The sequence below is a fragment of the Pseudomonas sp. P8_241 genome (assembly GCF_034008315.1).
Taxonomy (GTDB): Bacteria; Pseudomonadota; Gammaproteobacteria; order Pseudomonadales; family Pseudomonadaceae; genus Aquipseudomonas.
The window spans coordinates 4,811,927-4,826,866 of the sequence record NZ_CP125377.1; the positions used below are offsets into that span (position 1 = coordinate 4,811,927).

General features: G+C 59.8%; 13 protein-coding genes. 6 read left to right on the forward strand and 7 right to left on the reverse strand.

Going from position 1 to position 14,940, the window contains the following annotated elements; translation table 11 throughout:
* Positions 1 to 4: 4 nt before the first annotated feature.
* The 4 genes from acnD to QMK58_RS21535 all read right to left on the reverse strand — a co-directional run bounded on the left by acnD (position 5) and on the right by QMK58_RS21535 (position 5,690).
* Positions 5 to 2,599 carry a Fe/S-dependent 2-methylisocitrate dehydratase AcnD gene (gene acnD / locus QMK58_RS21520; protein WP_053157393.1) on the reverse strand — a complete coding sequence of 865 codons (2,595 nt, stop codon included), beginning with the start codon at positions 2,597 to 2,599 and terminating at the stop codon, positions 5 to 7.
* Positions 2,600 to 2,796: 197 nt separating this feature from the next.
* On the reverse strand, positions 2,797 to 3,924 hold the full coding sequence (gene prpC, locus QMK58_RS21525) for a 2-methylcitrate synthase (RefSeq protein ID WP_053157390.1): 1,128 nt from the start codon (positions 3,922 to 3,924) through the stop codon (positions 2,797 to 2,799).
* A gap of 159 nt (positions 3,925 to 4,083) precedes the next feature.
* Positions 4,084 to 4,974 carry a methylisocitrate lyase gene (prpB, locus tag QMK58_RS21530; RefSeq protein WP_053157387.1) on the reverse strand — a complete coding sequence of 297 codons (891 nt, stop codon included), beginning with the start codon at positions 4,972 to 4,974 and terminating at the stop codon, positions 4,084 to 4,086.
* A complete protein-coding gene (locus QMK58_RS21535) occupies positions 4,971 to 5,690 on the reverse strand; it encodes a GntR family transcriptional regulator (protein WP_053157384.1) in 720 nt (239 codons plus the stop codon). Before QMK58_RS21535 ends, prpB begins: the two co-directional genes overlap by 4 nt.
* 300 nt (positions 5,691 to 5,990) lie before the next feature.
* Between QMK58_RS21535 and QMK58_RS21540 the strand changes: the two genes are divergently transcribed.
* The 4 genes from QMK58_RS21540 (at position 5,991) to pabB (ending at position 10,609) form a co-directional block, all read left to right on the forward strand.
* A complete protein-coding gene (locus QMK58_RS21540; RefSeq protein ID WP_053157381.1) occupies positions 5,991 to 6,527 on the forward strand; it encodes an ATP-dependent zinc protease in 537 nt (178 codons plus the stop codon).
* A gap of 5 nt (positions 6,528 to 6,532) precedes the next feature.
* The gene (locus QMK58_RS21545) at positions 6,533 to 8,068 is read left to right on the forward strand and encodes an inactive transglutaminase family protein (protein WP_053157378.1); all 1,536 of its coding nucleotides are present in this window, start codon (positions 6,533 to 6,535) and stop codon (positions 8,066 to 8,068) included.
* Entirely contained in the window at positions 8,068 to 9,054 is a 987-nt protein-coding gene (locus tag QMK58_RS21550) for an alpha-L-glutamate ligase-like protein (RefSeq protein WP_053157375.1), read from the forward strand. The genes QMK58_RS21545 and QMK58_RS21550 overlap by 1 nt, the downstream gene beginning before the upstream one ends.
* 211 nt (positions 9,055 to 9,265) lie before the next feature.
* Positions 9,266 to 10,609, forward strand: a complete 1,344-nt coding sequence (gene pabB, locus QMK58_RS21555; protein WP_320395410.1) for an aminodeoxychorismate synthase component I — start codon at positions 9,266 to 9,268, stop codon at positions 10,607 to 10,609.
* Positions 10,610 to 10,712: 103 nt separating this feature from the next.
* Here pabB and thrH read toward each other — a convergent pair whose 3' ends face one another.
* Positions 10,713 to 11,330 (reverse strand): bifunctional phosphoserine phosphatase/homoserine phosphotransferase ThrH, encoded by a 618-nt coding sequence (gene thrH, locus QMK58_RS21560; protein WP_053157369.1) that lies wholly within the window; start codon positions 11,328 to 11,330, stop codon positions 10,713 to 10,715.
* A 173-nt stretch (positions 11,331 to 11,503) separates the two neighbouring features.
* On the opposite strand from thrH, the gene QMK58_RS21565 reads away from it, so the two are divergent.
* Entirely contained in the window at positions 11,504 to 12,238 is a 735-nt protein-coding gene (locus QMK58_RS21565) for a phosphoadenylyl-sulfate reductase (protein WP_053157367.1), read from the forward strand.
* A gap of 30 nt (positions 12,239 to 12,268) precedes the next feature.
* Here the strand turns inward: QMK58_RS21565 and QMK58_RS21570 are convergent, their stop codons facing one another.
* Positions 12,269 to 13,195, reverse strand: a complete 927-nt coding sequence (locus QMK58_RS21570; RefSeq protein WP_053157364.1) for a LysR family transcriptional regulator — start codon at positions 13,193 to 13,195, stop codon at positions 12,269 to 12,271.
* A gap of 126 nt (positions 13,196 to 13,321) precedes the next feature.
* Here QMK58_RS21570 and QMK58_RS21575 point away from each other — a divergent pair, with 126 nt between their 5' ends.
* Positions 13,322 to 14,068, forward strand: a complete 747-nt coding sequence (locus QMK58_RS21575) for a 3-oxoacyl-ACP reductase family protein (protein ID WP_320395411.1) — start codon at positions 13,322 to 13,324, stop codon at positions 14,066 to 14,068.
* Between the two features lie 612 nt (positions 14,069 to 14,680).
* On the opposite strand, the gene QMK58_RS21580 is transcribed toward QMK58_RS21575, so the two are convergent.
* The gene (locus QMK58_RS21580; protein WP_053157355.1) at positions 14,681 to 14,896 is read right to left on the reverse strand and encodes a hypothetical protein; all 216 of its coding nucleotides are present in this window, start codon (positions 14,894 to 14,896) and stop codon (positions 14,681 to 14,683) included.
* Between the last annotated feature and the right edge of the window lie 44 nt (positions 14,897 to 14,940).

A 14,940-nucleotide genomic window follows, 5' to 3' on the forward strand; every position in this document is an offset into this window, starting at 1 on the left:
TGTGTTAAACGGCAACCGCCGATTCTTCGAGGAAGTCCTGGGCGAAGCGTTGCAGTACGCCACCGGCTTCGTAAATCGACACTTCTTCAGCGGTGTCGAGGCGGCAGGTCACCGGCACATCGACGCGCTCGCCGTTCTTGCGATGGATCACCAGCGTCAGGTCGGCACGCGGGGTGCGGTCGCCGATCACGTCATAGGTTTCGCTGCCGTCGATGGCCAGGGTGTGACGGTTGGTGCCCGGTTTGAACTCCAGCGGCAACACGCCCATGCCCACCAGGTTGGTGCGGTGAATGCGCTCGAAACCTTCGGCGGCAATCGCTTCCACACCGGCCAGACGCACGCCTTTGGCGGCCCAGTCGCGGGACGAACCCTGACCGTAGTCGGCGCCCGCGATGATGATCAGCGGCTGCTTGCGGTCCATGTAGGTTTCGATGGCTTCCCACATGCGCATCACTTTGCCTTCCGGCTCGACGCGAGCCAGCGAGCCCTGCTTGACCTTGCCGTTTTCCAGAACCATTTCGTTGAACAGTTTAGGGTTGGCGAAGGTCGCGCGCTGTGCGGTCAGGTGGTCACCACGGTGAGTCGCGTAAGAGTTGAAATCCTCTTCCGGCAGGCCCATTTTCGCCAGGTATTCGCCAGCGGCGCTGTCGAGCATGATGGCGTTGGACGGCGACAGGTGATCAGTAGTGATGTTGTCCGGCAGTACCGCCAGTGGGCGCATGCCCTTGAGCGGACGAGCGCCGGCCAGCGCGCCTTCCCAGTACGGAGGACGGCGGATGTAGGTGCTCATTTCGCGCCAGTCGTACAGCGGCGCGACTTTCGGGCCGGTGTCTTCGTGGATGGCGAACATCGGGATGTACACCTGACGGAACTGTTCAGGCTTCACCGAGGCTTTGACCACCGAGTCGATTTCTTCGTCGCTCGGCCAGATGTCTTTCAGACGGATTTCCTTGCCGTCGACCACGCCCAGCACGTCTTTTTCGATATCGAAACGGATGGTACCGGCGATGGCGTAAGCAACGACCAATGGCGGCGAAGCCAGGAACGCTTGCTTGGCGTACGGGTGGATCCGGCCGTCGAAGTTACGGTTGCCGGACAGCACGGCAGTGGCGTACAGGTCGCGGTCGATGATTTCTTGCTGAATCACTGGGTCCAGTGCACCGGACATGCCGTTGCAGGTGGTGCAAGCGAAGGCCACGACGCCGAAACCGAGCTGATCCAACTCATCGGTCAGGCCCGCTTCATCGAGGTACAGCGCCACGGTTTTCGAACCTGGGGCCAGGGACGATTTGACCCATGGCTTTCGGGTCAGGCCGAGCTTGTTCGCATTGCGCGCCAGCAGGCCGGCGGCAATCACGTTGCGCGGGTTGCTGGTGTTGGTGCAGCTGGTGATGGCGGCAATGATCACTGCGCCGTCCGGCATTTGACCCGGAACATCGTCCCACTGACCGGAGATACCTTTGGCCGCCAGATCGGAAACCGCTACACGGGCGTGCGGGTTGCTCGGGCCAGCCATGTTGCGCACCACAGAAGACAGATCGAACGTCAGGCCGCGCTCGTATTGCGCACCCTTGAGGCTGTCAGCCCACAGACCTGTGGTCTTGGCATATTGCTCCACAAGCTGCACCTGATCGTCTTCGCGACCGGTGAGTTTGAGGTAGTCGATGGTCTGCTGGTCGATGTAGAACATCGCCGCGGTGGCGCCGTATTCCGGGGCCATGTTGGAGATGGTTGCGCGGTCGCCGAGGGTCAGCGCGGAAGCGCCTTCGCCGAAGAATTCCAGCCATGCGCCGACGACTTTTTGCTTGCGCAGGAACTCGGTCAGCGCCAGCACCATGTCAGTGGCGGTGATGCCCGGTTGCAGCTTGCCGGTCAGCTCGACGCCGACGCTTTCTGGCAGACGCATCCACGAGGCACGGCCGAGCATCACGCTCTCGGCTTCCAGACCACCGACACCAATGGCGATCACGCCCAACGCATCGACGTGCGGGGTGTGGCTGTCGGTACCGACGCAGGTGTCAGGGAACGCCACGCCGTCACGCACCTGGATCACCGGAGACATTTTCTCCAGGTTGATCTGGTGCATGATGCCGTTGCCTGGCGGGATCACGTCGACGTTCTTGAACGCCTTTTTGGTCCAGTTGATAAAGTGGAAACGGTCTTCGTTACGACGGTCTTCGATGGCGCGGTTCTTCTCGAACGCCTCCGGATCGAAGCCACCGCGCTCGACGGCCAGGGAGTGGTCGACGATCAATTGCGTCGGTACCACCGGGTTCACTTGCGCAGGATCACCACCTTGCAGGGCGATGGCGTCACGCAGGCCGGCGAGGTCGACCAGTGCGGTCTGGCCGAGGATGTCGTGGCACACCACGCGGGCCGGGAACCACGGGAAATCGAGGTCGCGCTTGCGTTCGATGAATTGCTTCAGGGATTCGGTGAGCGTGGCCGGGTCGCAGCGACGCACAAGGTTTTCCGCCAGCACGCGAGAGGTGTAAGGCAGGGTGTCATAGGCGCCGGGCTGAATGGCCTCGACTGCCGCGCGGACGTCGAAGTAGTCCAGTTTGCTGCCGGGCAGCGATTTGCGGAATTCTGTGTTCATCGGTCAGGACTCGGTCACGGTAATTTCAAAAGGCGGGGCCGACGCAGGCTTCGAAATCAACACGATCCACTGTAGGAGCGAGCCTGCTCGCGATGGTGTGTCAGACGACACCAGTGTGAATGACACACCATCGCGAGCAGGCTCGCTCCTACAGGGATCTGCGTTGAATTCAGATCCCTGCGTCAAACCTCCACCATTCAGCGTTGTTCGATTGGCACGAACTTGCGCTGTTCGACGCCGGTGTATTCGGCGCTTGGACGGATGATGCGGTTGTTGGCACGTTGTTCGTACACGTGCGCCGCCCAGCCGGTCAGGCGCGAGCAGACGAAAATCGGTGTGAACAGCTTGGTCGGAATGCCCATGAAGTGGTACGCCGAGGCATGGTAGAAGTCGGCGTTCGGGAACAGTTTCTTTTGCTCCCACATGGTCTTGTCGATAGCTTCGGAGACCGGGAACAACACCTTGTCGCCCACTTCGTCAGCGAGTTTTTTCGACCAGCCCTTGATCACTTCATTGCGCGGATCGTTGTCCTTATAGATCGCGTGACCGAAGCCCATGATCTTGTCCTTGCGCTCCAGCATGCCGAGGGTGCCTTCGATCGCCGCTTCCGGCGAGCTGAAGCGCTCGATCATTTCCATCGCCGCTTCGTTGGCGCCGCCATGCAGCGGACCGCGCAGCGAACCGATGGCCGCGGTGATGCAGGAATACAGGTCGGACAGGGTCGATGCGCAAACACGGGCGGTGAAGGTCGATGCGTTGAACTCGTGCTCTGCGTACAGGATCAGCGAAACGTTCATCACTTTGACGTGCAGCTCGCTCGGCTTCTTGCCGTGCAGCAGGTGCAGGAAGTGACCGCCGATGGATTGCTCGTCGCTCACGCATTCGATGCGCTTGCCTTCATGGCTGAAGCGATACCAGTAGGTCATGATCGCCGGGAAGGCAGCCAGCAGGCGGTCGGTCTTGTCGTGCTGCTCGGAGAAGTTGTTCTCTGGCTCCAGGTTACCCAGGAACGAGCAACCGGTGCGCATCACGTCCATCGGGTGGGCGTCGGCGGGGATGCGTTCCAGCACTTCTTTCAACGCTTGCGGCAGGTCACGCAGCTTGCTCAGTTTGGCAACGTAGGCGGCCAGTTGTGCTTTGCTCGGCAGTTCGCCGTACAGCAGCAGGTAAGCGACTTCTTCAAACTGCGCGTCAGCCGCCAGTTCACGAACGTCATAACCACGATAGGTCAGACCGGCACCCGACTGGCCCACGGTGGACAGTGCGGTTTGCCCGGCAACCTGGCCACGGAGCCCGGCGCCACTGAGTACTTTTGCTTCGGCCATTGCTGTCTCCAATCTTGAATTTATTAGGGAATCGGCAAAATTTGATTCATCAGGTCTATCGCGTATTGCCGAAAAGATCGCAGCCTCGTTTCACTCGACAGCTCCTACAGGAGAAATAGGTCGGTGTAGGCGCTGCCGAAGGCTGCGATCTTTTAATCATTACTTCTTCGCGGCGAACAACGCATCGAGCTTCTGCTCGAAGGTGTGGTAGTCGATGCGATCGTAAAGCTCCATGCGGGTCTGCATGGTGTCGATGACATTCGCCTGCGTACCATCGCGGCGCAGTGCGTTGTAGACGTTTTCCGCAGCCTTGTTCATGGCGCGGAAGGCCGACAGCGGGTACAGCACCAGCGATACATCGGCACCGGCCAGTTGCTCGGTGGTGTACAGCGGCGTCGCGCCGAATTCGGTGATGTTGGCCAGAATTGGCGCTTTCACGCGGCTGGCGAACAGCTTGTACATGTCCAGCTCGGTGATCGCTTCCGGGAAAATCATGTCGGCGCCGGCTTCGATGCAGGCAGCGGCGCGATCCAGGGCAGACTCCAGACCTTCCACGGCCAGGGCGTCGGTACGAGCCATGATCACGAAGCTGTCGTCAGTACGGGCATCGACGGCGGCCTTGATGCGGTCAACCATTTCCTGCTGGGTCACGATTTCCTTGTTAGGACGGTGACCGCAGCGCTTGGCGCCGACCTGGTCTTCGATGTGAATCGCCGCTGCGCCGAACTTGATCATCGACTTGACGGTGCGAGCGACGTTGAAGGCCGACGAGCCGAAACCGGTGTCGACATCGACCAGCAAAGGCAGGTCGCAAACATCGGTGATGCGACGCACGTCGGTCAGCACGTCGTCCAGACCGGTGATACCCAGGTCCGGCAGGCCGAGGGAGCCGGCAGCCACCCCGCCACCCGACAGGTAGATCGCCTTGAAACCGGCGCGCTTGGCCAGCAGTGCGTGGTTGGCATTGATCGCGCCGACCACTTGCAATGGATGCTCGCTGGCGACCGCATCGCGGAAACGCTGGCCTGGAGTGCTCTTGTTCAAACTCATGACTCACCTCGTTTGGCTGTCGGGTTGGCGCCGTCCTGGTAATGACGGGCGATGTTGCGTTTGGACGCGCCGATGTGACGGCGCATCAACAACTCGGCCAGTTCACCGTCACGGTCGGCGATGGCATCGAGAATTCGGTGGTGCTCGGCAAACGCCTGGTGTGGACGATTTGGCATGGTGGAAAACTGGATGCGGTACATGCGCACCAGTTGATACAGCTCGCCGCAGAGCATCTGGGTCAGCGTACGGTTGCCGCTGCCCTGGATGATTCGGTAGTGGAAGTCGAAATCGCCTTCCTGCTGGTAGTAGCCGACACCGGCCTGAAATGCCGCATCGCGCTCGTGGGTCTCCAGGACCCGACGCAGTTCGTCGATTTCTTCCAGGCTCATGCGCTCAGCGGCCAGGCGGCAGGCCATGCCTTCCAGGGACTCGCGGATCTCGTAGAGTTCCACCAGTTCGGCGTGATTGAGCGACACCACGCGCGCCCCGACATGCGGTACGCGCACCAGCAGACGCTGCCCTTCCAGGCGGTGGATGGCCTCGCGCAGCGGGCCCCGGCTGATGCCGTAGGTGCGCGCCAGTTCCGGTTCGGAAATTTTGCTGCCCGGAGCGATATCACCCTTGACGATGGCCGCTTGAATGCGGCGGAAGACGTTCTCGGAAAGCGTCTCCGTATCGTCTTGCGTAGAAACCGGGGGATCGAGTTGATCCAGCATGATTGTCGACACCTTGTAAGCCAGTGCCGCAAAAATTAGCGAATACAGGGCACCAAGTCAAAGGATAAATAGATATTGTCGACAATCTTCTGATAACCGGTTGCCCTGCAATGAAGCAAGCCATTGTTTTATAGCTGTCGGCCAGCGCTGGCGCCATAAAACCACCGTGCTAGAATGCCGCCCGCATTTGTTTGTCACATCTGCACTGTCTGTCATCAATCCCTGATAGGCATACGAAGGAGCTTGCGCAGCGATGCCAGGGCCCTGAATCGAAGTACGGACCGCTGTGCACCAGGATTTATGAGACTCAAGCCCTTCCCCACATTCCTTTATTTCCTTTGCTTGCCCGGATTTGCGCTGGCAGGGGAAAAGACCGTGTATGGCCTCAACGAATACGCTTCCCTTAATGGCATCGACCTGGAAGTGGCCGCCAAACTCGACACCGGCGCCAAAACCGCTTCTTTAAGTGCACGGGACATCAAGCGCTTCAAACGCAATGGCGAGTCATGGGTCCGGTTTTACCTGGCCATCGACGCCGCCCATTCGCACCCGATCGAACGGCCGCTGGCCCGTGTCAGCAAGATCAAGCGTCGGGCCGGCGACTACGATCCAGAAGAAGGCAAGAAGTACACCGCCCGTCCGGTCATCGAACTGGATATCTGCATGGGCACGGCTTTGCGCAGCATAGAAGTGAACCTTACTGACCGAAGTGCCTTCCAATACCCGCTCTTGATCGGCTCCGAAGCCCTCAAACGATTCGATGCGCTGGTCGATCCCAGCCTTAAATATGCTGCCGGCAAACCCGCCTGCACCACCGACGCTCATACCGCAGAGTAATTCCAATGCGCTCTCTTACCCTTCATCTGAAACTGCTGATCGCCATCCTGGTGGTGCTGGGCATTTCAGTTACGGCCTATCAGATCTTCGTCCTGGGCATTCCGGTGACCGAAGACGCCACCGACGACCTGTGGAACATCGATGCCAAGGTCGAGTTCGTCGCCAGCGCCAAGGACCCGGTCAAGATCCAGATGTTCGTGCCGCCCCTGAGCCGCGACTTCGTCAGCCTTAATGAAAGCTTCATTTCCAACAACTATGGCGTGGCGGTGAACCGGGTCGACGGCAACCGCAAGGTCACCTGGTCGGCGCGCCGGGCCAAGGGCAACCAGACCCTCTATTACCGTTTGGTGCTGACCAAGCGCTATTCCGGCGAGAAACTCAAGGTAAAAGGCCCGACGTTCCGTGACAGCATGGTCATCGAAGGCCCGGAAAAAATCGCCGCCGAAGCCCTGCTCGCGCCGATCCGCCAGCACTCGGCCGACGTCGAGACCTTCATCGGCGAAGCCATCAAGCGTGTCAACAATCTCAGCGACGACAACGTGAAATTGCTGCTGGCCGGCGATCCGTCGACGGCGCATAAAGCGAAAACGGTCGAACTGCTGTTGTCCATCGCCCACGTGCCGGTGGAAAAGGTCCACACCATCCGCCTGGTGGCCGACCAGCCGCAAATGCCGGAGCTCTGGTTGCGCAGCTTCAACGGCACCGACTGGCTGTACTTCAACCCGGAAACCGGCGAACAGGGCCTGCCGACCGACCGCCTGTTGTGGTGGACCGGTGACGAAAACCTGATCACCGTCGATGGCGGCAAGAAAGCCAACGTGACCTTCAGCCTGAACAACAGCGAAATGAACGCCATTCGCCTGGCCAAGCTGACCGATGAAAACACCGACGCCAACTTCCTCGAATACTCGCTGTACGGCCTGCCGCTGCAAACCCAGCAGACCTTCATGATCATGGTGATGATCCCGATCGGCGTACTGGTGATCCTGATCCTGCGCAACCTGATCGGGCTGCAGACCCTGGGCACCTTCACCCCGGTGCTGATCGCCTTGGCGTTCCGCGAAACCCAGCTGGGATTTGGCATCGTCCTGTTCACGATCATTACCGCACTGGGCCTGTCTTTGCGCTCCTACCTCGAACACCTGAAGTTGCAGATGTTGCCGAGGCTGTCGGTGGTGCTGACCTTCGTGGTAGTGCTGATCGCGGCCATCAGCCTGTTCAGCCACAAGCTTGGCCTGGAGCGCGGCTTGTCGGTCGCGTTGTTCCCAATGGTGATTCTGACCATGACCATCGAACGCCTGTCGATCACCTGGGAAGAACGCGGCGCCAGCCATGCGATGAAAGTAGCCATCGGTACGCTATTCGCGGCATCTCTTGCGCACCTGATCATGAGCGTGCCCGAACTGGTGTACTTCGTCTTCACCTTCCCGGCCATCCTGCTGATCCTGGTGGGCTTCATGCTGGCAATGGGTCGTTATCGCGGTTACCGCCTGACTGAACTGGTGCGTTTCAAGGCCTTCCTGAAAAAGGCTGACGCTTGATGTTCGGCTTCTGGAAGACCTGGAAGGCCCTGGAAGCCCGGGGGATCATGGGCATCAATCGGCGCAACGCGGACTACGTGCTCAAGTACAACAAGCGCAGCCTGTACCCGATCGTCGATGACAAGATCATCACCAAGGAACGCGCCATCGCCGCCGGGATTCATGTGCCGGAGCTGTATGGCGTGATCTCGACCGAGAAGGAAATCGATAACCTCGACAAGATCATTGGCGGGCGCAACGATTTCGTGATCAAACCGGCCCAGGGCGCCGGCGGGGACGGCATCCTGGTGATTGCCGACCGCTTCGAGGGCCGCTATCGCACGGTGTCCGGCAAGATCATCAGCCATGAGGAAATCGAGCATCAGATTTCCAGCATCCTCACCGGCCTGTACTCCCTCGGCGGGCATCGGGATCGGGCGCTGATCGAATATCGCGTCACCCCGGACCAGATCTTCAAGAGCATCAGCTACGAAGGCGTGCCGGACATCCGCATCATCGTGCTGATGGGCTACCCGGTGATGGCCATGCTGCGCCTGCCGACCCGCCAGTCCGGTGGCAAGGCCAACCTGCACCAGGGTGCGATTGGCGTCGGCGTCGACTTGGCGACAGGCCTGACGTTGCGCGGTACCTGGCTGAACAACATCATCACCAAACACCCGGACACCACCAACGCGGTGGACGGCGTGCAATTGCCCTACTGGGACGGTTTCATGAAACTCGCTGCCGGCTGTTACGAGCTGTGCGGGCTGGGCTACATCGGAGTCGACATGGTGCTTGATCAGGAAAAAGGCCCATTGATCCTGGAACTCAATGCCCGGCCGGGGCTGAACATCCAGATTGCCAACGATTGTGGATTGACGTTGCGCACCCACGCCGTCGAAGCGCGGCTGGAAGAGCTCAAGGCCCGGGGCGTGACTGAAACCGTCGAAGAGCGCGTAGCGTTTGTGCAGGAAATGTTTGGGCATATTCCGCCGGTCGAGGGTTGATTCAGAACCTGCTTACGCCTATCACGAGCAGGCTCGCTCCATAGGGATTGCGCTACCCCCTGTAGGAGCGAGCCTGCTCGCGATAGCGGTTTTACAGCCATAACAATCTTCAATCCCACCTCAACCTGCCAATCTCCGACATCCCTCTAGGAGCAATTCCCCGAGGGGACTACAATCGCCACCCCGCCTCAATGGCTGATCTCCCCCGCCCATGTTGACCTGTTCCGTACACCCGCTGCCCTATCGCGCCAACCCCGCTGAATATTTCGCGGCGATCCGCCATGCCCCCGGCGCCGTGCTGCTCGACAGCGGCCGGCCGAGCGCCGACCGCGGCCGCTATGACCTGCTCAGCGCCTGGCCGCTGGAGCAATTGACGGTAGCGCCTGACGAAAGTGGAAACGATTTCCTGCAACGCCTGCGCAATAACCTGACACGACTGGGCGAGGCATCCCTGCCCCAAGCTTATGAGCTGCCGTTCGCCGGTGGCTTGATCGGCTACCTGAGTTACGACTTCGGCCGGCATCTGGAACGCCTGCCGAGTCAGGCGCTGGATGACCTGCAATTGCCGGACGCACGTTTTGGTTTGTATGGCTGGGCACTGATCAGCGATCACCAGCACAAAAGCAGTCAACTGGTGTTTCACCCGTCCCTGACCGACAGCGAGCGCCAACGCTTGATCGCGCTGTTCACTCAGCCCGCGCCTGAGCCGGTAGAGCCTTTCAAACTGCAAACCCCGATGATTGCCGACCTCAACGTTGATGAGTATCGCCGGGCGATCGAGCGCATTCAGCAGTACATTCAGGCCGGCGACTGTTATCAAGTCAACTTCGCCCAGCGCTTTCACGCACCCTGCCAAGGCGATTCCTGGGCAGCCTACTGCGCATTGCGGGCCGCGTGTCCGACGCCGTTTTCCGGTTTCCAGGCCCTGCCCGACGGCGGTGCAGTGCTGAGTCTGTCGCCGGAGCGCTTCATCAAAGTCAGCCAGCGTCACGTTGAAACCCGTCCGATCAAAGGCACGCGGCCACGAGGCCCGACCCCCGAAGAGGATGCAGCGAACGCCGCCGAACTCTTGGCCAGCCCCAAGGATCGCGCGGAAAACCTGATGATCGTCGACCTGCTGCGCAATGACCTCGGACGCACCTGCCGCACCGGTTCGGTCCGGGTGCCGGAGTTGTTCAGCCTGGAAAGCTATCCAAACGTGCATCACCTGGTCAGCAGCGTGACCGGCGAACTGGCGGATGACCGTGATGCCCTGGACCTGATCGCCGGCAGCTTCCCCGGCGGCTCAATCACCGGCGCGCCGAAGATTCGTGCGATGCAGATCATCGACGAGCTGGAACCGACCCGGCGCGGACTGTATTGCGGTTCGTTGATGTACCTGGACGTGCGCGGCGAGATGGACAGTTCCATCGCCATTCGCAGTTTGCTGGTCAAGGATGGGCAGGTGTGTTGCTGGGGCGGTGGCGGGATAGTGGCCGACTCCGAGTGGCAAGCCGAATATCAGGAATCGATCACCAAGGTGAAGGTACTGCTCGACACCCTGCAAAACCTTTAAAAGCTTCGCCAGCAAGCCGGCTCCTACAGGAATCGCGTACATCGCGAAGATGGCGACGACCTTGTAGGAGCTGGCTTGCCAGCGAAAGCGTCAGTCCGGCCGATTAAAGGCTCAAGGTCCGGTTCGAAGCCTTGATGAACTCCTGCTTCAACGCCTCAAACGTATGCACCGCCGGAAACTGCGGGAACTCGGCGATCACGTTATCCGGCGCATGGAATAGAATCCCCGCATCCGCTTCACCGAGCATCGTGGTGTCGTTGTAGGAATCCCCCGCCGCTATCACCCGATAGTAGAGGCTCTTGAAGGCCAGGACCGACTGACGCTTGGGATCTTTCTGACGTAACTGATAGCTCGTCACTCGCCCGCTTTCGTCGGTAATCAGACGATGGCAAAGCAAGGTCGGGAAGCCCAGTTGGCGCATCAACGGCTGCGAAAACTCATAGAAGGTGTCCGACAGGATCACCACCTGGAAGCGCTCGCGCAGCCAGTCGACGAACTCGATGGCGCCGTCCAGCGGCTTGAGCGTGGCGATCACTTCCTGAATGTCCGAAAGTTTCAGGCCGTGCTCGTCGAGGATCCGCAGGCGCTGCTTCATCAGCACGTCGTAGTCGGGAATGTCCCGGGTGGTGGCCCTGAGGGTTTCGATCCCGGTTTTTTCGGCGAAGGCGATCCAGATTTCCGGGACCAGTACACCTTCAAGATCCAGACAGGCAATTTCCACAAGACACTCCCATTTGTATTGATTATTGAGTCGAGCGAGCAAAAAGACTGCCGAACTCTAGCGACTCGGGCGGGCCTGCGCAACGCAGAGGGTGCCCCGATCTGCGCAGCTTTTTGTTACCATCGACCCCATATAGAGCGCCCAGCGCCACCGACCTGTAGGAAACCGCCCTGATGAGCCCAACGTTCGACGTCGTGGAACTCGCCACGACCTATGCCAATAAATCCGCCCAGGACATCCTGAAGCTGGCTTTTGCCGAGTTCGGCGATGAGCTGTGGATATCCTTCAGCGGTGCCGAGGATGTGGTCCTGGTGGACATGGCCTGGAAGCTGAACAAGAACGTCAAGGTGTTCAGCCTCGACACCGGTCGCCTGCACCCGGAGACCTACCGCTTCATCGATCAAGTGCGCGAGCACTACAAGATCGACATCGAACTGGTGTCGCCGGACTACACCAAACTCGAACCCTTCGTGAAGGAAAAAGGCCTGTTCAGCTTCTACAAGGACGGGCATGGCGAATGCTGCGGCATCCGCAAGATCGAACCGTTGCGCCGCAAGCTGTCTGGCGTGAAGGCCTGGGCCACCGGCCAGCGTCGGGATCAGAGCCCCGGCACCCGCAGCGCCGTCGCGGCAATGGAAATCGACACCGCGTTCTCCACTCCGGAGCGTACCCTGTACAAATTCAATCCGTTGGCGCAAATGACCAGCGAAGAGATCTGGGGCTATATCCGCATGCTGGAGCTGCCGTACAACAGCCTGCATGAGCGTGGTTTCATCAGCATCGGCTGCGAACCTTGCACCCGCCCGGTACTTCCGAACCAGCACGAGCGCGAAGGTCGCTGGTGGTGGGAAGAAGCCACGCAGAAAGAATGCGGGTTGCATGCCGGGAACATCATCAGCAAGGGCTGACCCCGATTCAACTTCGGTCTCGAGTGCTGCTCAAGCAGCACTAAACCGCTGCGCCAACCCCAGCTCGGCAAACTGCTCGATGATGAAATCGACGAACGCTCGAGTCTTGCCCGGCAGCAGTTTGTGCTCGGCGTAATAGATCGAAATGTTACCGTCATCGATGTACCAGTCCGGTAACACACGCTGCAACGTGCCCGCCTCCAGATAATTCACCGCGAACGGCATGCTCGCCAGCGCAACCCCCAAACCCTGAGCCGCCGTAGCGCAAGCCGCATCCGAATCACTCATGGTCATTCGCGCCTTGAGCATCAATGGGCGGCAGTGCTGGGGGCTGCGTCCGCTCAACTGCCAGGAACGCACACGTCCGGTTTGCGGCGAGCGAATCAGGATGCCGTCGTGGTGTTGCAGATCATCGGGCTCCCTGATCGCTTCGCGCCGAGCAAGATAATCGGCAGACGCCAGCAACACCCGATGCGCCGGTGCCAGCTTGCGCGCCACGACACCCTGGGGTAACTCAAATCCGCCACCAATCGCCGCGTCGAACCCCTGGGCAATCAGGTCAACCTGACGATTATCGAAATGCCAGTCCGGGTTGATCGCCGGATATCGCTGCAGAAATTCACCGAGCAACGGCACGACATACAACCGCCCGAACACCGTGCCCATGCTGACTTTCAAGGTGCCCGCCGGGAGACCTTCGGCGCTGGCCAGATTGGCCACGGCGTTCTGAATAGTCGTCAGGCTGGCGCTGACCTGACTCAAAAACAACTGGCCGGCCTCAGTCAGGGTGAGGTTGCGAGTGCTGCGCTGAAACAACCGCACACCCAGATTCGCTTCAAGTTTGGCCACGCTTTTGCCCACCGCCGCCGGTGTCAGGCTCAAGCGTCGCGCGGCTTCGGCGAAACTGCCGACTTCGGCGCTGCGCACAAAGCATTCGATACTGCTGAAGGTTTCCATGACACACCACTATAAACTTCTGGTTTACACAGACTATAGCAATGACCGTCTACACAGCCTGTAAACCAGAATCGATACTAGGCTCCATCAACCGGGACATCTCGCCTCGGGACTTTGGAGATCGACATGACTACTCAGAACCTCAGCGGCAAAGTGGCATTGATTCAAGGTGGCTCCCGCGGCATTGGCGCCGCCATCGTCACACGCCTGGCCGCTGAAGGCGCGAGCGTTGCCTTCACCTATGTCAGCTCCACCGCGAAAGCCGAAGCACTGCAAAACAGCCTTATCTCTCTGGGTGGCAAAGCCTTGGCGATCAAGGCGGACAGCGCCGATGCCGACGCCATTCGCAACGCGGTAAACGTGACGGTAGAGGCGTTCGGTCGCCTGGATATCCTGGTCAACAACGCGGGTGTTCTGGCCGTCGCTCCGCTCGCCGATTTCAAGCTCGAAGACTTCGACCAGACATTGGCCATCAACGTGCGCAGTGTGTTCATCGCTACCCAGGCGGCCGCGCAGCATATGACAGAAGGGGGACGCATCATCAACATCGGCAGTACCAACGCCGACCGCATGCCCTTTGCAGGTGGTGGCCCGTATGCCATGAGCAAGTCGGCACTAGTCGGTCTGACCAAAGGCCTGGCGCGTGACCTCGGCCCGCAAGGCATTACCATCAACAACGTGCAACCGGGCCCGGTCGACACCGACATGAACCCGGCCCACGGCGACTTCGCCGACAGCCTGATCCCGTTGATGGCGGTGGGTCGTTACGGTAAAGCTGAAGAAATCGCCAGTTTCGTCGCTTACCTCGTTGGCCCGGAAGCTGGGTACATCACCGGTGCGAGCCTGACGATCGACGGTGGTTTTGGCGCCTGACGCGGCAATACGAAGCAGGCTGGCGCGATAGCAGTGAATCAGACGACATCAATGTTATCTGGCCCCTGCCTTCGCCAAGCCCGCTTTCGGCGGTGCATTCAATCACAGCTGATTCGTTTAAAGATCACACAAGAAAAACCCAGCGTATGGCCGGGTCATAAAGGTTGACGCATAGACAAATTACCCCCCAGCCTCCTCATCCGCAGCAGCTCCCGAACTACCTGATTCTCCAGACCCACGCCCAGAATCGCTCTGTGTCGAACTGCCACCGCTCATCGACCCGCTCCCCTTTCCCGGGCTGGTGCTGCTCCCATCCGCATCGCCACCATTGCCACCACCGATCGACCCGGGTGGCAACGCATTCTCCGGCCCCGACTGGCCGGCGTTCATTTGGGTGGAGGGTGGCATCCCACCCTTGTCGACAGGCGACCCACTGCCAGACGATTGGGCAAACGTCATCGAAGAACCAACCGATAACAAACCGGCCACCGTCAACGCCATCAGTTTTGAACTGATCATGGTGCACCTCCTTTCAAAGTTGCATACCTGATCTGGCACCTGCGCCATTGACGGGGTGCCACTCAATCGACGAGCGTCCACAAGGGGCGAGGGTCAGCTCGGTTCCCCCGAACAGTCGTCTCCGGCAATGTCAGGATCATCAGGGCCCACCTCGACATCACCGCGCTTTGCATCATCGCTATCGCTCGGCACTTGTTCGACGCCTGCCTCGTCAGGCGGCCGTTGATCACGACTCAACGAATCGGTGGGCGACGGCAATGGATACTCTGGAGTTTCGTCAATATCGGAGTCTTTGGGATCAGTGTTCATTTGGCACCTCTCATCGAGCTTGAAATGCAGGCCCTGATGTTTCG